This window comes from uncultured Streptococcus sp. (assembly GCF_963521865.1).
Lineage (GTDB): Bacteria > Bacillota > Bacilli > Lactobacillales > Streptococcaceae > Streptococcus.
Window position 1 is genome coordinate 1 of the sequence record NZ_CAUQWY010000002.1, and the last position, 16579, is coordinate 16579.

A 16579-nucleotide genomic window follows, 5' to 3' on the forward strand; every position below is an offset into this window, starting at 1 on the left:
GATGGAAATACAGAAGTCAAAAGACAGCGAGTGTCGATTGATAATTCTGGTAGCTATCAAAGTTATGAAGTTGAAACAAAGACTGATACTGTAACTGGAGAGCAAACAACTACTGTTAAACAAACGACACCAGTAGTTGTGGAAACACCAGCAGTATCAGCACCGAAATCAGAAACTTCAGTCTCAGTTGCGCCAAAAGCCGAAACAAAAGCCGAATCTTCAAATTCATCAACAGGTGTAACAAATAAGGGTCATTCAGGAGCTTCAACTCCAGTAACAGAAACTACTCCTTCAAATGCTGAAACTACAAATCAACCTGTAGTTTCAAATCCAAGTTCAGAAGCGCCAGCACCGAAAGTGGAAGAACCAGCAGCGACTGAACCAAAATCAGACGAGCCAGTAGCGACTGATCCATCAGGAACAACACCAAAAGCAGAAGAAGCAGTGCCTCCAGCGTCAAAAGCAGAGGAACCAGCGCCAAAATCAGAGGAGCCAGCGTCTTCAACACCAAAAGTAGAGGAACCAGCGGCTCCGGCACCAAAAGTAGAAGAGCCAGCGGCTCCAGCGCCAAAAGTGGAGGAGCCAGCGACTTCAGCACCAAAAGCAGAAGAACCAGCAGCAACTGAGCCAAAAACAGAAGAGCCAGTGACTCCAGCGCTGAAAGCAGAAGAGCCAGCAGCGACTGAACCAAAATCAGACGAGCCAGTAGCGACTGATCCATCAGGAACAACACCAAAAGCAGAAGAAGCAGTGCCTCCAGCGTCAAAAGCAGAGGAACCAGCGACACCGGCGCCAAAAACAGAAGAACCAGCATCAGGAACAACACCAAAAGCAGAAGAACCAGTGGCAACAATGCCAAAATCAGACGAGCCAGCAACACCAGCATCAACAGTAGAGGAACCAGTGGCTCCGGCACCAAAAGTAGAAGAGCCAACGACTCCAGCGCCAAAATCAGAGGAGCCAGCGACACCGGCGCCGAAAGTGGAAGAACCAGCATCAGGAACAACACCAAAAGCAGAAGAACCAGTGGCAACAATGCCAAAATCAGACGAGCCAGCAACACCAGCATCAACAGTAGAGGAACCAGTGGCTCCGGCACCAAAAGTAGAAGAGCCAACGACTCCGGCACCAAAATCAGAGGAGCCAGCGTCTTCAACACCAAAAGTAGAAGCGCCAGTAGCAACAGCTGATCCGAAAGCAGACGAACCAACTGCAACAATACCGAAAGTAGCAAATCCAACTGAAGTAGCACCTAAAGATGAAAAACTTGAGGAAGCAAAAAAAGATGGAAAAGATATTATTGAAAAAATTGCATCTTCAAAACTTAGTGAAATTGAAAAAGTTAAAGATGAAGCAGAAAAAGCTAAGTTAGAAGCTAAATTAAAAGAATTAAAAGAAGCAGGATTAGAAGCGATAAATAATGCTAAAGATCACGATGCTGCAGTAGATGCTACGGATGAATATCAAACTAAGATTGATGAGATTAATGTTCCAGGTGAAGAATTACCTGCACCAAATTATAACAAAGATAATTTAACAAATGGTCGTAATGAAGGTACTACTATTGACAATGGAAGCACAGCAATAGGACATGGTTCAGGAGAAGCACCTTCAGGAGCAACGCAACCGGCCTCAGCAGAAGGGACAGATAACTCATCAGCACCAACAGCCCAACCACAACCAGCTTCAACAGAAACTACAGCGGGAACTTCAAGTTTTAGAAATGCTCCATCAGTTCAAGCAAGAGCAAGAAGAGTAGCACGTTCAACATCAGAACCAGATGGCACTGTCAATATTAGCTATAACTTCGCTGGAATGCCAGATATTCATGGTTTCCTATCTGACCCAGGAGAAAATAACACTGTCATGATTCCTGCTGGAACTAATGAAGAACAGGCAAAAGAGTTAGTAAAAGAAAAAATTCAAGCCAAGATAAAAGACCTAGCTACTAGAGGGTATTATGTGAAAAATGACATTATTTTTGAACAAGATACTACTGTGAAAAATTATAACTACGTCGTTACATTCACTAAGGAGACTACAGGAACTTCAGGTTTCAGAATGGCTCCATCAGTTCAACCACGTGCTAGCCGAAATCGTAGAAGTCTAGAACAGCCAGCTCCTCAAAAGGTCAAAGTAAATGTTTTTTATAACCTTGATCAAATGAAAGATATTGCAGGTTTCCTTGGAGATATCAATGGAACTTCTCTTGAAATTGCGGAAGGTTTATCAAATGAAGAGGTGAAAGTAGTAGTTAAGAACCAAGTTGAAGCTAAGAAAGAAGAGTTGAGCAAACGCGGCTATACTTTCAAAGAGGACTATGTCTATCAAGCTAATGGGAAAGATTATAACTACGTTGTAACATTTTCAAAAGCAGCTAAATAATTTTCATTCTATAGAGAGTGAAATGCAAGCAGAGAGAGCGATAGGCTCTCTTTGTTTTATCTAGTGGTCAGTTTCTTAAAGACAAAAGTCCAGTAAGAGGCTATAATAGAAAATAGAGTAGGTATTTATTCTAAGAAAAATAAAAAAAGAGAGCAGTTAAAGTATGAAAATTTTAATTGTAGAAGATGAAGAGATGATCCGTGAGGGGGTCAGTGATTATTTGACGGATTGTGGTTATGAAACCATTGAGGCGGCGGACGGACAAGAAGCCTTGGAGCAATTTTCTAGCTATGAGGTGGCCCTGGTTTTACTGGATATCCAGATGCCCAAACTCAATGGTCTGGAAGTCCTAGCTGAGATTCGTAAAACCAGTCAGGTTCCTGTCTTGATGTTAACAGCCTTTCAGGATGAGGAATACAAGATGAGTGCTTTTGCATCTCTGGCAGATGGCTATCTGGAAAAGCCTTTTTCTCTGTCCCTCTTAAAAGTGAGGATAGACGCGATTTTCAAGCGCTACTATGATACGGGACGAATCTTCTCCTATAAGGATGCCAAGGTGGACTTTGAGAGCTACAGTGCAACCCTAGCAGGTGCGGAAGTAGCAATCAATGCCAAAGAGTTAGAAATTCTTGATTATTTGGTAAAAAATGAAGGGCGGGCCTTGAGTCGGTCGCAAATTATAGACGGAGTTTGGAAGGCTACGGATGAAGTTCCTTTTGATCGGGTAGTTGATGTTTATGTTAAAGAATTGCGGAAAAAGCTGGACTTGGACTGCATCCTCACTGTGCGCAATGTTGGTTATAAATTGGAGCGAAAATGAAACGAACAGGTTTATTTACAAAGATATTTATCTATACCTTCTCGATTTTTAGTGTTCTAGTCGTCTGTCTTCATTTAGCCATTTATTTTCTATTTCCCTCGACTTATCTGATCCATCGTCAGGAAACCATTGGGCAGAAAGCGACAGCCATTGCCCAGTCCCTAGAAGGTAAGGATAGGCAGAGCATCGAGCAAGTCTTAGACTTGTATTCTCAGACCAGTGATATCAAGGGGGCCGTCAAGGGCGAGATGACCGAGGACAAGTTAGAAGTCAAGGATAGTATTCCTCTGGATACGGACCGTCAGACAACCTCCCTCTTTATAGAGGAGCGGGAAGTGAAAACGTCTGATGGCGGAACTATGACTCTTCAGTTTTTAGCTTCTGTAGATTTGCAAAAGGAAGCAGAGCAGATTAGTCTTCAGTTTCTACCCTATACCTTGCTGGCCTCCTTTCTAATTTCCCTTTTGGTGGCCTACATCTATGCTCGGACCATTGTTGCACCGATTTTGGAAATCAAGCGAGTGACTCGTCGGATGATGGAACTGGATGTCCAAGTGAGATTGCGTGTGGATTCTAAGGATGAGATTGGTGATCTCAAGGAACAAATCAATAGCCTTTACCAGCATCTTTTGACTGTTATTGCGGACTTGCATGACAAGAATGAAGCTATTCTCCAACTTGAGAAGATGAAGGTTGAGTTCTTACGAGGTGCTTCTCATGAATTGAAAACACCTCTGGCTAGTTTGAAAATCTTGATTGAAAATATGAAAGAAAATGTCGGACGTTATAAGGATCGAGATCACTATCTGGGAGTTTCCTTGGAGATTGTGGATGATCTCAGTCATCATGTTCTTCAAATACTTTCTCTCTCTTCTGTGCAGGAATTGCGAGAGGAGAAGGAGAACATTGACCTATTCCAAATGACGCAAAGTCTGGTTAAGGATTATGCTTTACTAGCCAAGGAAAGAGAACTCCAGATTGACAATAGCTTGACCTACCAGCAGGCTTATCTAAACCCATCTGTCATGAAATTAATTCTGTCTAACCTCATCAGCAATGCTATTAAGCACTCTGTTCTAGGTGGTTTAGTTCTAATTGGAGAAAGAGAAGGGGAACTCTTTATCGAGAATAGCTGTAGTCCAGAAGAACAAGAAAAACTAGCTCAATCTTTTTCTGATAATGCTAGTCGTAAGACCAAGGGATCTGGGATGGGACTCTTTGTGGTCAAAAGTTTATTAGAACATGAAAATTTACCTTATCGTTTCGAGATGGAGGAAAATCATTTGACCTTCTTTATAGCTTTTCCAAAAGTTACTCAGGGCTAGGGATAGAAAGGGTTTACATGGATGAAGATAGAAGAAATTCAATCGAAACTACGGGAAAAACTAGATTTTTTTGTCAAAAAGTGATAAAATGAACAATGTAAATGGGATGTCCCATAAAAATATACAGGAGGCCTGATAAAATGGCAATCGTTTCAGCAGAAAAATTTGTCCAAGCAGCTCGTGACAACGGTTATGCAGTTGGTGGATTTAACACAAACAACCTTGAGTGGACTCAAGCTATCTTGCGCGCAGCAGAAGCTAAAAAAGCTCCAGTTTTGATCCAAACTTCAATGGGTGCTGCTAAATACATGGGTGGTTACAAAGTTGCTCGCAACTTGATCGCTAACCTTGTTGAATCAATGGGTATCACTGTACCAGTAGCTATCCACCTTGACCACGGTCACTACGAAGATGCACTTGAGTGTATCGAAGTTGGTTACACTTCAATCATGTTTGACGGTTCACACCTTCCAGTTGAAGAAAACCTTAAATTGGCTAAAGAAGTTGTTGAAAAAGCACACGCTAAAGGTATCTCAGTAGAAGCTGAAGTTGGTACTATCGGTGGTGAAGAAGACGGAATCATCGGTAAAGGTGAATTGGCTCCAATCGAAGACGCTAAAGCAATGGTTGCAACTGGTATCGACTTCTTGGCAGCTGGTATCGGTAACATCCACGGTCCTTACCCAGAAAACTGGAAAGGTCTTCACCTTGATCATTTGCAAAAATTGACTGAAGCTGTTCCAGGATTCCCAATCGTATTGCACGGTGGATCAGGTATTCCTGATGAGCAAATCCAAGCAGCTATCAAACTTGGTGTTGCGAAAGTTAACGTTAACACTGAATGCCAAATCGCATTCGCTAACGCAACTCGTAAATTTGCTCGTGACTACGAAGCAAACGAAGCAGAATACGACAAGAAAAAACTCTTCGATCCACGTAAATTCTTGGCTGACGGTGTAAAAGCTATTCAAGCATCAGTTGAAGAACGTATCGACGTATTCGGTTCAGAAGGTAAAGCTTAATCTAGCTGAACAATACAGATCAGAAACCTGCCCCTAAGGGTGGGTTTTTTGGTGTTTGGTTAAACGAATGTTATTATCGTACAAATAAAAATAAGCGAAAAACGATAAAATAATTATTCGTCTTTTGCTTATTGTTTTATTTTTACGAAATAAATATTATTTCTTGTCTTTTGAGTTCATTAAGGCTGCAACAACTGTTGCCCCAATAATTGGTACAAGTGAACCAATTATTTTAGAAGCATTTTTGACAGTAGATGCGGTTGCAATTAATGAAGATGCTTCACTAATTTGTTCAAAATCTAATGATTTATTCTCAGACACTGCATATTTTTCTGATTCATCAAAAAAATTTAGCAACATTTCAGCTCTATCAGCTCTGTCTCGATCTGTCTTTTTTAAATTTTCAATTTCAAAGTCTATTACAGTACGTAACGCAATATGGTGGAGTTTTGTTAATCTACTTTTTTGAGTTTCAATATTACTGATGGTTTGTTTAGTAACTCCTATAAGATTGCTGAGGTCTGAACTTGTCCAATTCAAAATCTCTCTAATAGCTTTTAGGTTATTTTGTAGAATTAATCTCGTATCTTCAGTTGATGGATATTTTTCTTTTAACATATCTTCTTACCTATAATTTTCTATTTCTATTATAACAAAAATAAAAAATAATTTAAATAGTTGTCCACGATAAAATATTTTCTACACACAAAAAAATAATATTTATATAAAATACTTGACAGTTAAAAAATATTGTACTATACTTAACTAAATAAGAGGAGAAGTACAATTTAATTAGATAATCATAGTAAAACTATTAAAAAATGAAGTGGAGTATTGTTATGGAAATACAATTATTGTTTATTTTATTATTAATTTCTTTTTCTATCTTTCTATTGATTAGAAAGAGCGTAATGGCTAAAAAGTTTACAGACTTTTTGATAAGTAATAGAGGTCAAGAAATAAATTTCATAGAATCTGGAGACTTAAGTGTCTTAGAATGTGCAAAAATACTGAACAAAAAATACAAAATTGGATTAATTAATTCATATATTGTAGTTAATTCAATAAAAGTAAGATGAAATCGAAACAAGGGAAAAATAATGAAAATTAATATGGAAAGAATCGAAACACGAGCACAAATCGTATTAAACCGAACAAAAAGAATATCAAAATCTGCAGGTAATAATATACATAAAGCTGGGAAGAAGTGTCTAAATTTTGTAGAAAAACATCCTGAACTTATTTCTATAATTACATTGGTTTATATAAGTTTGTTGACTAATAAAAATGCTCTTAATCAAAAATGGACTAATGATTTGGAAGATACAGAGCGAGTCCAAACATCAGATGATTCAACCTTTTCTGAACTGCTACAAGAAGAACAAGCTATTAATCATATTTATCCTGATGAAAGAAAATCTCCTTGTGTACATTTATATCATCTAGGCGAAAATACTTTTGTAAGAGGAGGAACAGAAATAGAAAAAGAGGAATTCCGTAAAGAGAATAACTTGTAGTTTTACACTCTATATTTGATTGAAACATAATTTAAAAAGGACAAAGAGAGGTAATTATATGTCAAAATTATATACGTGCGAAGAATGTGGTGGAGAGTTCACTAAGAGAGAGCTTAATTGGGATGGTAGTGATCATACTGATGGAGTTTACTATTGCAAAGACTGCTTTCGTTTTCTAGAACAATGTGGGATTGATGCGATGGATCCTGATGGTTTTGGGTATGATGAGTATGGGAATTGGGATAAAGAACGTTTAGGTTTTTAGATTTTTGTGAGCTTTGACTACTACATTAGATACAATTTTAGTTTATTTATCCACCAGCCTGCTCATTGGGCAGGTTTTTTGGTGTTTTAAGGAGACTATTAAGCCAGAATTTTGGACTAATACTCTTCGAACCGCGTCAGCGTCGCCTTACCGTATATATGTTACTGACTTCGTCAGTTTCACCTACAACCTCAAAGCAGTGTTTTGAGCAACCTGCGGCTAACTTCCTAGTTTGCTCTTTGATTTTCATTGAGTATAAAAGTCCCACTTTAAGAGAAAAATTTTCATTTTCATAAACTTTAGGCAAACGCTTGCATTCTATTTTTTATTGGATTATAATAGGTTGGTATAAAGCCTTTTGTAGTAATAAAATGTAGAAGGTGTAGAAAGTAAGGATTTAGAATATTTGTAGTCAAAAATACAATGTTGCTATTCCTTACGATAGGGAGATAGATATGGCAATGATAGAAGTGGAGCATCTTCAGAAAAATTTTGTGAAGACTGTTAAGGAACCAGGCTTGAAGGGGGCTTTGCGCTCCTTTATTCATCCTGAAAAGCAGACCTTTGAAGCGGTCAAGGATTTGACCTTTGAGGTCCCAAAAGGACAAATTTTAGGCTTTATCGGGGCAAATGGTGCTGGAAAGTCGACAACCATTAAAATGCTGACAGGGATTTTAAAACCGACATCTGGTTTTTGTCGGATTAATGGCAAGATTCCCCAGGATAATCGCCAAGATTATGTCAAAGATATTGGCATAGTTTTTGGACAACGCACCCAGCTATGGTGGGATTTGGCACTGCAAGAGACCTACACGGTCTTAAAAGAGATTTATGATGTGCCAGACTCGCTCTTTCATAAGCGTATGGACTTTTTGAATGAAGTCTTGGATTTGAAAGACTTTATCAAGGATCCCGTGCGAACTCTTTCACTGGGACAACGGATGCGGGCGGATATTGCGGCGTCCTTGCTCCACAATCCCAAGGTTCTCTTTTTAGATGAGCCAACCATTGGTTTGGATGTTTCCGTCAAGGATAACATTCGTCGTGCCATTACCCAGATCAATCAGGAGGAAGAGACTACCATTCTCTTGACCACTCACGATCTGAGTGATATTGAGCAACTCTGTGATCGGATTTTTATGATTGACAAGGGGCAGGAGATTTTTGATGGAACGGTGAGCCAACTAAAGGAAACCTTTGGCAAGATGAAGACGCTCTCCTTTGAACTGCTACCAGGTCAAAGTCATCTCGTCTCTCACTATGAAGGCCTACCTGATATGATTATTGATAGACAGGGGAATAGCCTCAACATTGAATTCGATAGTTCTCGCTACCAATCAGCTGATATTATTAAGCAAACCCTGTCTGATTTTGAAATCCGCGATTTGAAGATGGTGGATACGGATATCGAGGATATTATCCGTCGCTTCTATCGAAAGGAGCTCTAAGATGGTCAAATTGTGGAGACGTTATAAACCCTTTATCAATGCAGGTGTTCAGGAATTAATCACCTATCGAGTCAACTTTATTCTCTATCGGATTGGCGATGTCATGGGTGCTTTTGTGGCCTTTTATCTCTGGAAGGCTGTCTTTGATTCTTCGCAAGAGTCTTTAATTCAGGGCTTCAGTATGGCAGATATCACCCTCTACATCATCATGAGTTTTGTGACAAATCTTCTGACTAGGTCAGATTCGTCCTTTATGATTGGGGAGGAGGTCAAGGATGGTTCCATTATCATGCGCTTGTTGAGACCGGTGCATTTTGCGGCCTCCTATCTTTTCACAGAACTTGGTTCCAAGTGGTTGATTTTTATCTCTGTTGGCCTTCCATTTTTAAGTGTCATTGTTTTGATGAAAATCTTATCAGGACAAGGAATTGTAGAAGTGCTGGGATTAACCATCCTTTATCTCTTTAGCTTAACCCTAGCCTATCTGATTAACTTTTTCTTTAATATCTGCTTTGGGTTTTCTGCCTTTGTGTTTAAAAATCTTTGGGGTTCCAATCTACTAAAGACTTCCATAGTGGCCTTTATGTCTGGCAGTTTGATTCCCTTGGCTTTCTTTCCAAAGGTTGTTGCAGATATTCTGTCCTTCCTGCCTTTTTCATCCTTGATTTATACTCCGGTCATGATTATCGTTGGGAAATATGATGCCAATCAGATTCTTCAGGCGCTCGCTTTGCAGTTCTTCTGGCTCTTAGTGATGGTAGGCTTGTCTCAGTTGATTTGGAAACGAGTCCAGTCATTTATCACCATTCAAGGAGGTTAGTATGAAAAAATATCAACGCATGCATCTGATTTTTATCAGACAATACATCAAGCAAATCATGGAGTACAAGGTCGATTTTGTGGTTGGTGTCTTGGGAGTTTTTTTAACTCAAGGCTTGAACCTCTTGTTTCTTAATGTCATCTTTCAACATATTCCATCCCTAGAAGGTTGGACCTTTCAAGAGATTGCCTTTATCTATGGTTTTTCTTTGATTCCCAAGGGACTGGACCATCTCTTTTTTGACAATCTCTGGGCACTAGGGCAACGCCTAGTCCGAAAAGGGGAGTTTGACAAGTATCTGACTCGTCCCATCAATCCCCTCTTTCACATCCTAGTTGAGACCTTTCAGATTGATGCCTTGGGAGAACTCTTGGTAGGTGGTATTTTACTGGGAACAACAGTGACCAGCATTGCTTGGACTCTTCCAAAATTCCTGCTTTTCCTAGTCTGTATTCCTTTTGCGACCTTGATCTACACTTCCTTGAAAATAGCGACAGCCAGTATTGCTTTTTGGACCAAGCAGTCAGGAGCAATGATTTACATTTTCTATATGTTTAATGATTTTGCCAAGTATCCGATTTCCATTTACAATTCGCTTCTTCGTTGGTTGATTAGCTTTATCGTGCCTTTTGCCTTTACGGCCTACTATCCTGCCAGCTATTTCTTGCAGGACAAGGATGTAATCTTTAACATCGGAGGTTTGATGTTGATTTCCCTGGTTTTCTTTGTCATTTCCCTTAAACTTTGGGATAGGGGCTTAGATGCCTACGAAAGTGCAGGTTCGTAAATAATAGAATACCAAAGCTTTGTCTCATGACAGGCTTTTTCTGATAGAGATGAAAATTTCTTGACACCTATTCTCAGAGTGCTATACTGTAAGTGTAATCACCGATTTAGCTTATACTCTTCGAAAATCTCTTCAAACCACGTCAGCTTCCATCTGCAACCTCAAAACAGTGCTTTTAGCAACCTGCGGCTAGCTTCCTAGTTTGTTCTTTGATTTTCATTGAGTATTAGTTACTAGAGCAAGGCACTCGTAAAGTCTAGGTCACAGGTTCAAACCCTGCAATCGTCAAAGTGAAGAAGCTCATTAGGCTTCTTTTCTTTTATCCTAACTATTCAACCACTTAGACCGATATAGCGACCAGATAGACAAAAGAGCTTGTTCTTGGAACTGCCCTCTGCTATAATGATTTGTGTAAGGGATGTGAGGTATCAATATCAGATAACTCAAGTTCCTAAAAACGAAATTGGAGATAAACAAATGAAAAAATTATTGGGGATTGTATTTTTAGTAGCAGCAGCGACAGTAGTGTATTTTGGTTCTGTTGGCTGGCCAATTTTAGATGTCAACCTCTGGTCACTGATTCCGGTAGGATTGTTCCTCTTTTTCACACTAGAGAATCTTTTGAAAAAAGACTACAAGGCTAGTCTGATATGTTTCATTATTGCCTTTATCATCGCAAATGCAATTTTGGACCTGTTGCCAATTTCAAGTGGCTTGGTGATTGGAGCAGGTGTGCTGGCTTGTGTAGGTATTGGTTATCTCTTTCCTGATAAAGAAGGAAAATAGGAATTTATGAAAAAATAGATAAAGAAAAAAACACTTCAATCACGGTATTTCAGTTTGATTGAGGTGTTTTCGATTTATCTTTTTATTTCTGAGCCATCAATTCAACAATCATCTCAATATACATAACAAGGGTCAATAAGAACCCTGCACGCCAGAAGAATTTGATGAATTTAGGATAGTAAAAGCTGCGTTTTTTCAGAAGGAAGAAAAAAACGAGAATAATGGCTAGGACTGAGAGGGCTAGGCCTATTCTAGGGAGGAAATTATGGGTAAAGGTTTTAGCTGTAATCAAGTAATACTCAAATATTAAAACTGGAAAAGCCAAATCCGCAAAGTTTCGTCCTAGTTTTTTTAATCTAAAAAGTTTGGTTATGATAATGCAGACGACTAAGGTCAGTATCAATAATAAAATAGATGCTAATTTCATTAAAATCATACCCATATTGTATCATAAAAAATGGCTAATGGAAACGAGAAACAGAGGAATTTATAGGAAAGTCAGGCTTTTGAGATTGTGGGTGTTTTTTGTTATAATGAAGGTTATGAAATCTTATAACACCTTGAATGATTATTATCGAAAACTCTTTGGAGAAAAGACCTTTAAAGTCCCGATTGATGCGGGATTTGACTGTCCCAATCGTGATGGAACTGTGGCTCATGGAGGCTGTACTTTTTGTACGGTTTCAGGTTCTGGAGATGCTATCGTAGCACCGGACGCGCCTATCCGTGAGCAATTTTATAAGGAAATTGACTTTATGCACCGTAAGTGGCCGGATGTTCAGAAGTATCTGGTTTATTTTCAAAATTTTACCAACACCCATGAAAAGGTGGAAGTCATCCGAGAGCGCTATGAGCAGGCTATCAACGAGCCAGGTGTAGTAGGAATCAATATCGGAACGCGACCAGACTGTTTACCAGACGAAACCATCGAATATTTAGCTGAGTTATCGGAACGCATGCATGTGACGGTTGAATTGGGCTTGCAGACCACTTATGAAACAACCTCTGACCTGATTAACCGCGCTCACTCTTATGAATTGTACGTGGAAACGGTCAAGCGTTTGAGAAAGTATCCCAAGATTGAGATTGTTTCTCATTTGATCAATGGCTTGCCTGGTGAAACTCATGAGATGATGATTGAAAATGTCCGCCGCTGTGTCACGGATAACGATATTCAAGGGATTAAACTGCACTTGCTTCACCTGATGACCAATACACGTATGCAACGAGATTACCATGAGGGACGTTTGCAGTTGATGAGCCAGGACGAATATGTCAAGGTCGTCTGTGACCAACTGGAAATCATTCCCAAGCATATCGTCATCCATCGAATTACAGGAGATGCGCCTAGAGATATGCTGATTGGGCCTATGTGGAGCCTCAATAAGTGGGAAGTGCTCAACAGCATTGAGATGGAGATGCGGCGTCGTGGAAGCGTTCAAGGATGCAAGGCTGTAAAACAGGAGTTTGAAAATGAAAAGACCACTTGAGATGGCACATGATTTTTTGGCTGAGGTTGTAACTCAGGATGATATCGTAGTGGATGCGACTATGGGAAATGGCCATGACACGCTTTTTCTGGCCAAGCTAGCCAAGCAAGTCTATGCCTTTGATATTCAGGAGCAAGCCTTGGAAAAGACGCAAGAGCGTTTGAACCAAGCTGGAATGACAAATGCCCAGTTAATCTTGCAAGGCCATGAGACACTGGACCAGTTTGTGACAGAAGTCAAGGCAGGGATTTTTAATCTGGGTTATCTGCCGTCTGCTGATAAGTCAGTCATTACCCAACCTCAGACAACGATTGAAGCCTTAGAAAAGCTGTGTAGCTTACTTGTCAAAGGGGGACGGATTGCTATTATGATCTACTATGGTCATGAAGGAGGCGACCTCGAGAGGGATGCTGTCTTGGATTTTGTGAGCCAGTTGAATCAACAAGAGTATACAGCTACTATTTACCGAACTTTAAACCAAGTCAACAACCCACCATTTTTAGTGATGATTGAAAAATTAGAGAGATATAGACATGGATAAACAATACCTACGTGAAAAGCTGGATGCCATGCGCCAGAATTTTGTTGAATCAACCCACCACGAACGAGCGGTGGGGGTGTTAGATCAAGCGCATATGAGCAAAAAAATGCTTAAAATCAAGAAAAAATTAGTTGCTCTTGAAATGGAACGGTGCCAGAGAAAAATTGAGCACAAGGATTGTTCCAAGATTGACCAAAAAATCAAAGAGCAGAAGGAGATATTTGAATCCTGTTGTAAAAAAGATTAAGGAGGACGTGCGTGGAATTATTGATTTACCTCATCCTATTTTTACTGGTTTTGATTGTCTCAAGTACCACCAATAAGCTCCTGCCCTTTTTGCCTCTCCCTTTGGTGCAGATTCTTTTGGGAATCGTGATTGGTCTCTTTTTACCCAATACCGACTTTCACCTCAATACGGAGTTGTTTTTGGCCCTAGTTATCGGGCCCTTGCTTTTTCGAGAGTCGGAAGAAGCAGATATTACGGCTATTTTAAAACACTGGCGAATCATTGTTTATCTCATATTTCCAGTGATTTTCATCTCGGCCCTGAGTTTGGGTGGCTTGGCCCATCTTCTTTGGCTCAGCCTTCCCTTGGCGGCTTGTTTGGCTGTTGGGGCGGCACTTGGCCCTACGGATTTGGTGGCCTTTGCCTCTCTTTCGGAGCGCTTTAGCTTTCCTAAGCGCGTGTCCAATGTCCTTAAGGGTGAAGGACTTTTGAATGATGCATCAGGTTTGGTTGCCTTTCAGGTAGCTTTGACAGCTTGGACAACTGGAGCCTTTTCCCTTGGGCAAGCGAGTAGTTCGCTCATCTTTTCAATCCTAGGCGGTTTTTTGATTGGCTTTTTAACAGCCATGACCAACCGTTTCCTTCACACATTCTTGCTGAGTTTGCGCGCAACGGATATTGCCAGCGAACTTTTATTAGAATTGAGTTTGCCCTTGATAACCTTCTTCCTGGCAGAAGAAGTCCATGTTTCAGGAATTATTGCCGTTGTAGTTGCTGGGATTTTAAAGGCAAGCCGTTTTAAGAAAATCACGCTCCTCGAAGCCCAAGTGGATACGGTGACCGAGACGGTCTGGCACACAGTGAATTTTATGCTCAACGGTTCTGTCTTTGTGATTTTAGGGATGGAGTTGGAAATGATAGCAGAGCCTATCTTGACCAATCCAATCTATAATCCCTTACTTTTATTGCTATCTCTTATAGCCCTTACCTTTGTCCTCTTTGCCATTCGTTTTGTCATGATTTATGGCTATTATGCCTATAGGACTAGACGTCTCAAGAAAAAGCTAAATAAGTATATGAAGGACATGCTTCTCTTGACCTTCTCAGGTGTCAAAGGAACGGTGTCGATTGCTACGATTCTTCTGATACCAAGTAATCTAGAGCAGGAGTATCCTCTCTTGCTTTTCCTCGTCGCAGGTGTGACGCTTGTCAGCTTTTTAACGGGTCTATTGGTCCTTCCTCATCTTTCTGATGAACAGGAAGAAAGCAAGGATTATCTCATGCATATCGCCATTTTGAATGAGGTTACTTCAGAGTTAGAAAAAGAACTTGAAACTCATAAGAATAAGCTCCCTCTCTATGCAGCCATTGACAATTACCATGGACGAATAGAGAATCTTATCTTGAGTCAAGAAAATAAGGGGGCTCAAGAAGACTGGGAGACCTTGAAACTTCTCATCCTCAGTATTGAAAGTGATGGTTTGGAACAGGCCTACGAAGAAGGCAAGATGAGTGAGCGTGCCTATCGAGTCTACCAACGTTATCTGAAAAACATGGAACAAAGTATCAATCGCAAGTTTGCTTCACGATTGACCTATTATTTCCTTGTTTCTTTGCGGATTTTACGTTTTCTCCTTCATGAAGTCTTTACCTTAGGCAAGACCTTCCGTAGTTGGAAAAATGAAGAATCACAGAAACTCAGAGCCCTTGACTATGACCAAATTGCAGAGCTCTATCTAGAAAATACAGAGATGATTATCGAAAGTTTGGAGAACCTAAAAGGGGTTTATAAGAGTTCCTTGATCAGTTTCATGCAGGATTCTCGTCTCCGAGAAACAGCTATTATCACTAGTGGTGCCTTTGTCGAACGGGTTATCAATCGCGTTAAGCCCAACAATATCGATGAAATGCTGAGAGGCTATTATCTGGAGCGCAAGTTGATTTTCGAATACGAAGAAAAACGATTGATTACGACCAAGTATGCCAAGAAGTTACGACAAAATGTCAATAACTTAGAGAACTATTCCTTGAAGGAAGCTGCCAATACCCTGCCTTATGATATGGTGGAATTGGTAAGAAGAAATTAGTTAATACTCTTCGAAAATCTCTTCAAACCACGTCAGCGTCGCCTTACCGTATGTATGAGACTGACTTCGTCAGTCTTATCTACAACCTCAAAACAGTGTTTTGAGCAGCTTGTGGCTAGCTTTCTAGTTTGCTCTTTGATTTTCATTGAGTATAAGATTGTAAATAAAGGAGTATGATATGAAGAAGTGGTGGAAAGAGCTGATAGACAAGCCTTTATTAAAAGCTTTTTTGCATTATTATCAAGCATCAGATAGTGAGTTGACCAGTGTCGCAGTAGCCTACTATTGGTTGATTTCGATTTTCCCTCTGCTTTTGGTGGTGGTCAATATCCTCCCTTATTTTCAAATTCCAGTTTCCAATTTTTTAAAGGTTGTCAATGAATTCTTGCCAGAAACCATGTATGATGTGGTGGCAAAGATTATTACAGAAGTGCTGACCCAACCGTCAACAGGCTTATTGAGTTTTGCGGTTTTGTCAGCCCTCTGGACCTTTTCAAAATCCATGAATTTCCTACAGAAAGCCTTTAATAAAGCTTACGGAGTTGCTAAAAATCGTGGAATGATTTCCAGTCAGCTCATGAGTTTGTTTGTCAGTTTTGGCTTGCAGATTCTCTTTGCCTTAGCCCTCTTTCTCAGTGTCTTTGGCCGCATGCTTCTCAACCTTATCAAAAGTTACTGGAAATCGGATAGTCCTATTTTTGATTATCTGCAAGACCTGACAGGTCCCTTGGTCTATGCCTTGATTTTTGCAATCTTGGTCATGCTTTATTATTTTCTGCCCAATGTTAAGGTCCGACGGATTCGACATGTATTGCCAGGCAGTGCCTTTGTCTTGTTGATCCTGGTCTTACTGCTCAATATTTTTTCAGTCTATGTCAACAATTATGTCAATCACCTAGTGGACGTCCGTTTTTTTAGTTCCATCGTCGTGGTGGTCATGATGTTCTGGTTTATTCTCATTGCTAAGATTTTGATTGTCGGCGCGGTGATTAATGCCAGTGTGCAGAGTTTGAAAGATCTGAATTTTAGAAAAGACTAACGAATTTTTAATTCATTACAA

General features: G+C 40.0%; 17 protein-coding genes and 1 pseudogene. 16 read left to right on the forward strand and 2 right to left on the reverse strand.

From position 1 onward, the window contains the following. From RWO85_RS00830 to RWO85_RS00845, 4 genes and pseudogenes are all read left to right on the forward strand, one after another. A pseudogene (locus RWO85_RS00830) lies at positions 1-2385 on the forward strand (hypothetical protein); the annotation flags it as partial. A 163-nt stretch (positions 2386-2548) separates the two neighbouring features. Continuing rightward, the gene (gene vncR / locus RWO85_RS00835) at positions 2549-3205 is read left to right on the forward strand and encodes a response regulator transcription factor VncR (protein ID WP_314413371.1); all 657 of its coding nucleotides are present in this window, start codon (positions 2549-2551) and stop codon (positions 3203-3205) included. After that, a complete protein-coding gene (gene vncS, locus RWO85_RS00840; RefSeq protein ID WP_314413373.1) occupies positions 3202-4530 on the forward strand; it encodes a sensor histidine kinase VncS in 1329 nt (442 codons plus the stop codon). Before vncR ends, vncS begins: the two co-directional genes overlap by 4 nt. Positions 4531-4670: 140 nt before the next feature. Beyond that, entirely contained in the window at positions 4671-5552 is an 882-nt protein-coding gene (locus RWO85_RS00845) for a class II fructose-bisphosphate aldolase (RefSeq protein ID WP_314413374.1), read from the forward strand. Between the two features lie 156 nt (positions 5553-5708). On the opposite strand, the gene RWO85_RS00850 is transcribed toward RWO85_RS00845, so the two are convergent. Then, the gene (locus RWO85_RS00850; RefSeq protein WP_314413377.1) at positions 5709-6170 is read right to left on the reverse strand and encodes a helix-turn-helix domain-containing protein; all 462 of its coding nucleotides are present in this window, start codon (positions 6168-6170) and stop codon (positions 5709-5711) included. Between the two features lie 221 nt (positions 6171-6391). On the opposite strand from RWO85_RS00850, the gene RWO85_RS00855 reads away from it, so the two are divergent. From RWO85_RS00855 to RWO85_RS00885, 7 genes are all read left to right on the forward strand, one after another. Beyond that, positions 6392-6631, forward strand: a complete 240-nt coding sequence (locus tag RWO85_RS00855) for a hypothetical protein (protein WP_314413379.1) — start codon at positions 6392-6394, stop codon at positions 6629-6631. A 21-nt stretch (positions 6632-6652) separates the two neighbouring features. After that, positions 6653-7069, forward strand: a complete 417-nt coding sequence (locus tag RWO85_RS00860; RefSeq protein WP_314413380.1) for a hypothetical protein — start codon at positions 6653-6655, stop codon at positions 7067-7069. A gap of 58 nt (positions 7070-7127) precedes the next feature. Further along, positions 7128-7334, forward strand: a complete 207-nt coding sequence (locus tag RWO85_RS00865; protein WP_314413382.1) for a hypothetical protein — start codon at positions 7128-7130, stop codon at positions 7332-7334. A 455-nt stretch (positions 7335-7789) separates the two neighbouring features. Further along, positions 7790-8782 (forward strand): ATP-binding cassette domain-containing protein, encoded by a 993-nt coding sequence (locus tag RWO85_RS00870; protein ID WP_314413383.1) that lies wholly within the window; start codon positions 7790-7792, stop codon positions 8780-8782. Position 8783: 1 nt separating this feature from the next. After that, positions 8784-9602 (forward strand): ABC-2 family transporter protein, encoded by an 819-nt coding sequence (locus RWO85_RS00875; RefSeq protein ID WP_314413384.1) that lies wholly within the window; start codon positions 8784-8786, stop codon positions 9600-9602. Between the two features lies 1 nt (position 9603). After that, the gene (locus RWO85_RS00880; protein WP_314413385.1) at positions 9604-10389 is read left to right on the forward strand and encodes an ABC transporter permease; all 786 of its coding nucleotides are present in this window, start codon (positions 9604-9606) and stop codon (positions 10387-10389) included. 477 nt (positions 10390-10866) lie between these two features. Beyond that, entirely contained in the window at positions 10867-11175 is a 309-nt protein-coding gene (locus RWO85_RS00885) for a hypothetical protein (RefSeq protein WP_314413386.1), read from the forward strand. A gap of 82 nt (positions 11176-11257) precedes the next feature. On the opposite strand, the gene RWO85_RS00890 is transcribed toward RWO85_RS00885, so the two are convergent. Further along, positions 11258-11617, reverse strand: coding sequence for a DUF3397 domain-containing protein (locus RWO85_RS00890; RefSeq protein ID WP_314413387.1), 360 nt, complete (start codon positions 11615-11617; stop codon positions 11258-11260). Positions 11618-11708: 91 nt separating this feature from the next. Between RWO85_RS00890 and RWO85_RS00895 the strand changes: the two genes are divergently transcribed. The 5 genes from RWO85_RS00895 to RWO85_RS00915 all read left to right on the forward strand — a co-directional run bounded on the left by RWO85_RS00895 (position 11709) and on the right by RWO85_RS00915 (position 16558). Then, positions 11709-12665 (forward strand): TIGR01212 family radical SAM protein, encoded by a 957-nt coding sequence (locus RWO85_RS00895; RefSeq protein ID WP_314413543.1) that lies wholly within the window; start codon positions 11709-11711, stop codon positions 12663-12665. Further along, positions 12649-13206 carry a class I SAM-dependent methyltransferase gene (locus RWO85_RS00900; protein ID WP_314413389.1) on the forward strand — a complete coding sequence of 186 codons (558 nt, stop codon included), beginning with the start codon at positions 12649-12651 and terminating at the stop codon, positions 13204-13206. Before RWO85_RS00895 ends, RWO85_RS00900 begins: the two co-directional genes overlap by 17 nt. Then, positions 13199-13453: a hypothetical protein gene (locus RWO85_RS00905; protein ID WP_000361085.1), complete on the forward strand. Its 255-nt coding sequence runs from the start codon at positions 13199-13201 to the stop codon at positions 13451-13453. Before RWO85_RS00900 ends, RWO85_RS00905 begins: the two co-directional genes overlap by 8 nt. A gap of 11 nt (positions 13454-13464) precedes the next feature. After that, a complete protein-coding gene (locus RWO85_RS00910; RefSeq protein ID WP_314413390.1) occupies positions 13465-15519 on the forward strand; it encodes a sodium:proton antiporter in 2055 nt (684 codons plus the stop codon). Positions 15520-15697: 178 nt separating this feature from the next. Then, positions 15698-16558 carry a YihY/virulence factor BrkB family protein gene (locus RWO85_RS00915; protein WP_314413392.1) on the forward strand — a complete coding sequence of 287 codons (861 nt, stop codon included), beginning with the start codon at positions 15698-15700 and terminating at the stop codon, positions 16556-16558. Positions 16559-16579 lie beyond the last annotated feature (21 nt).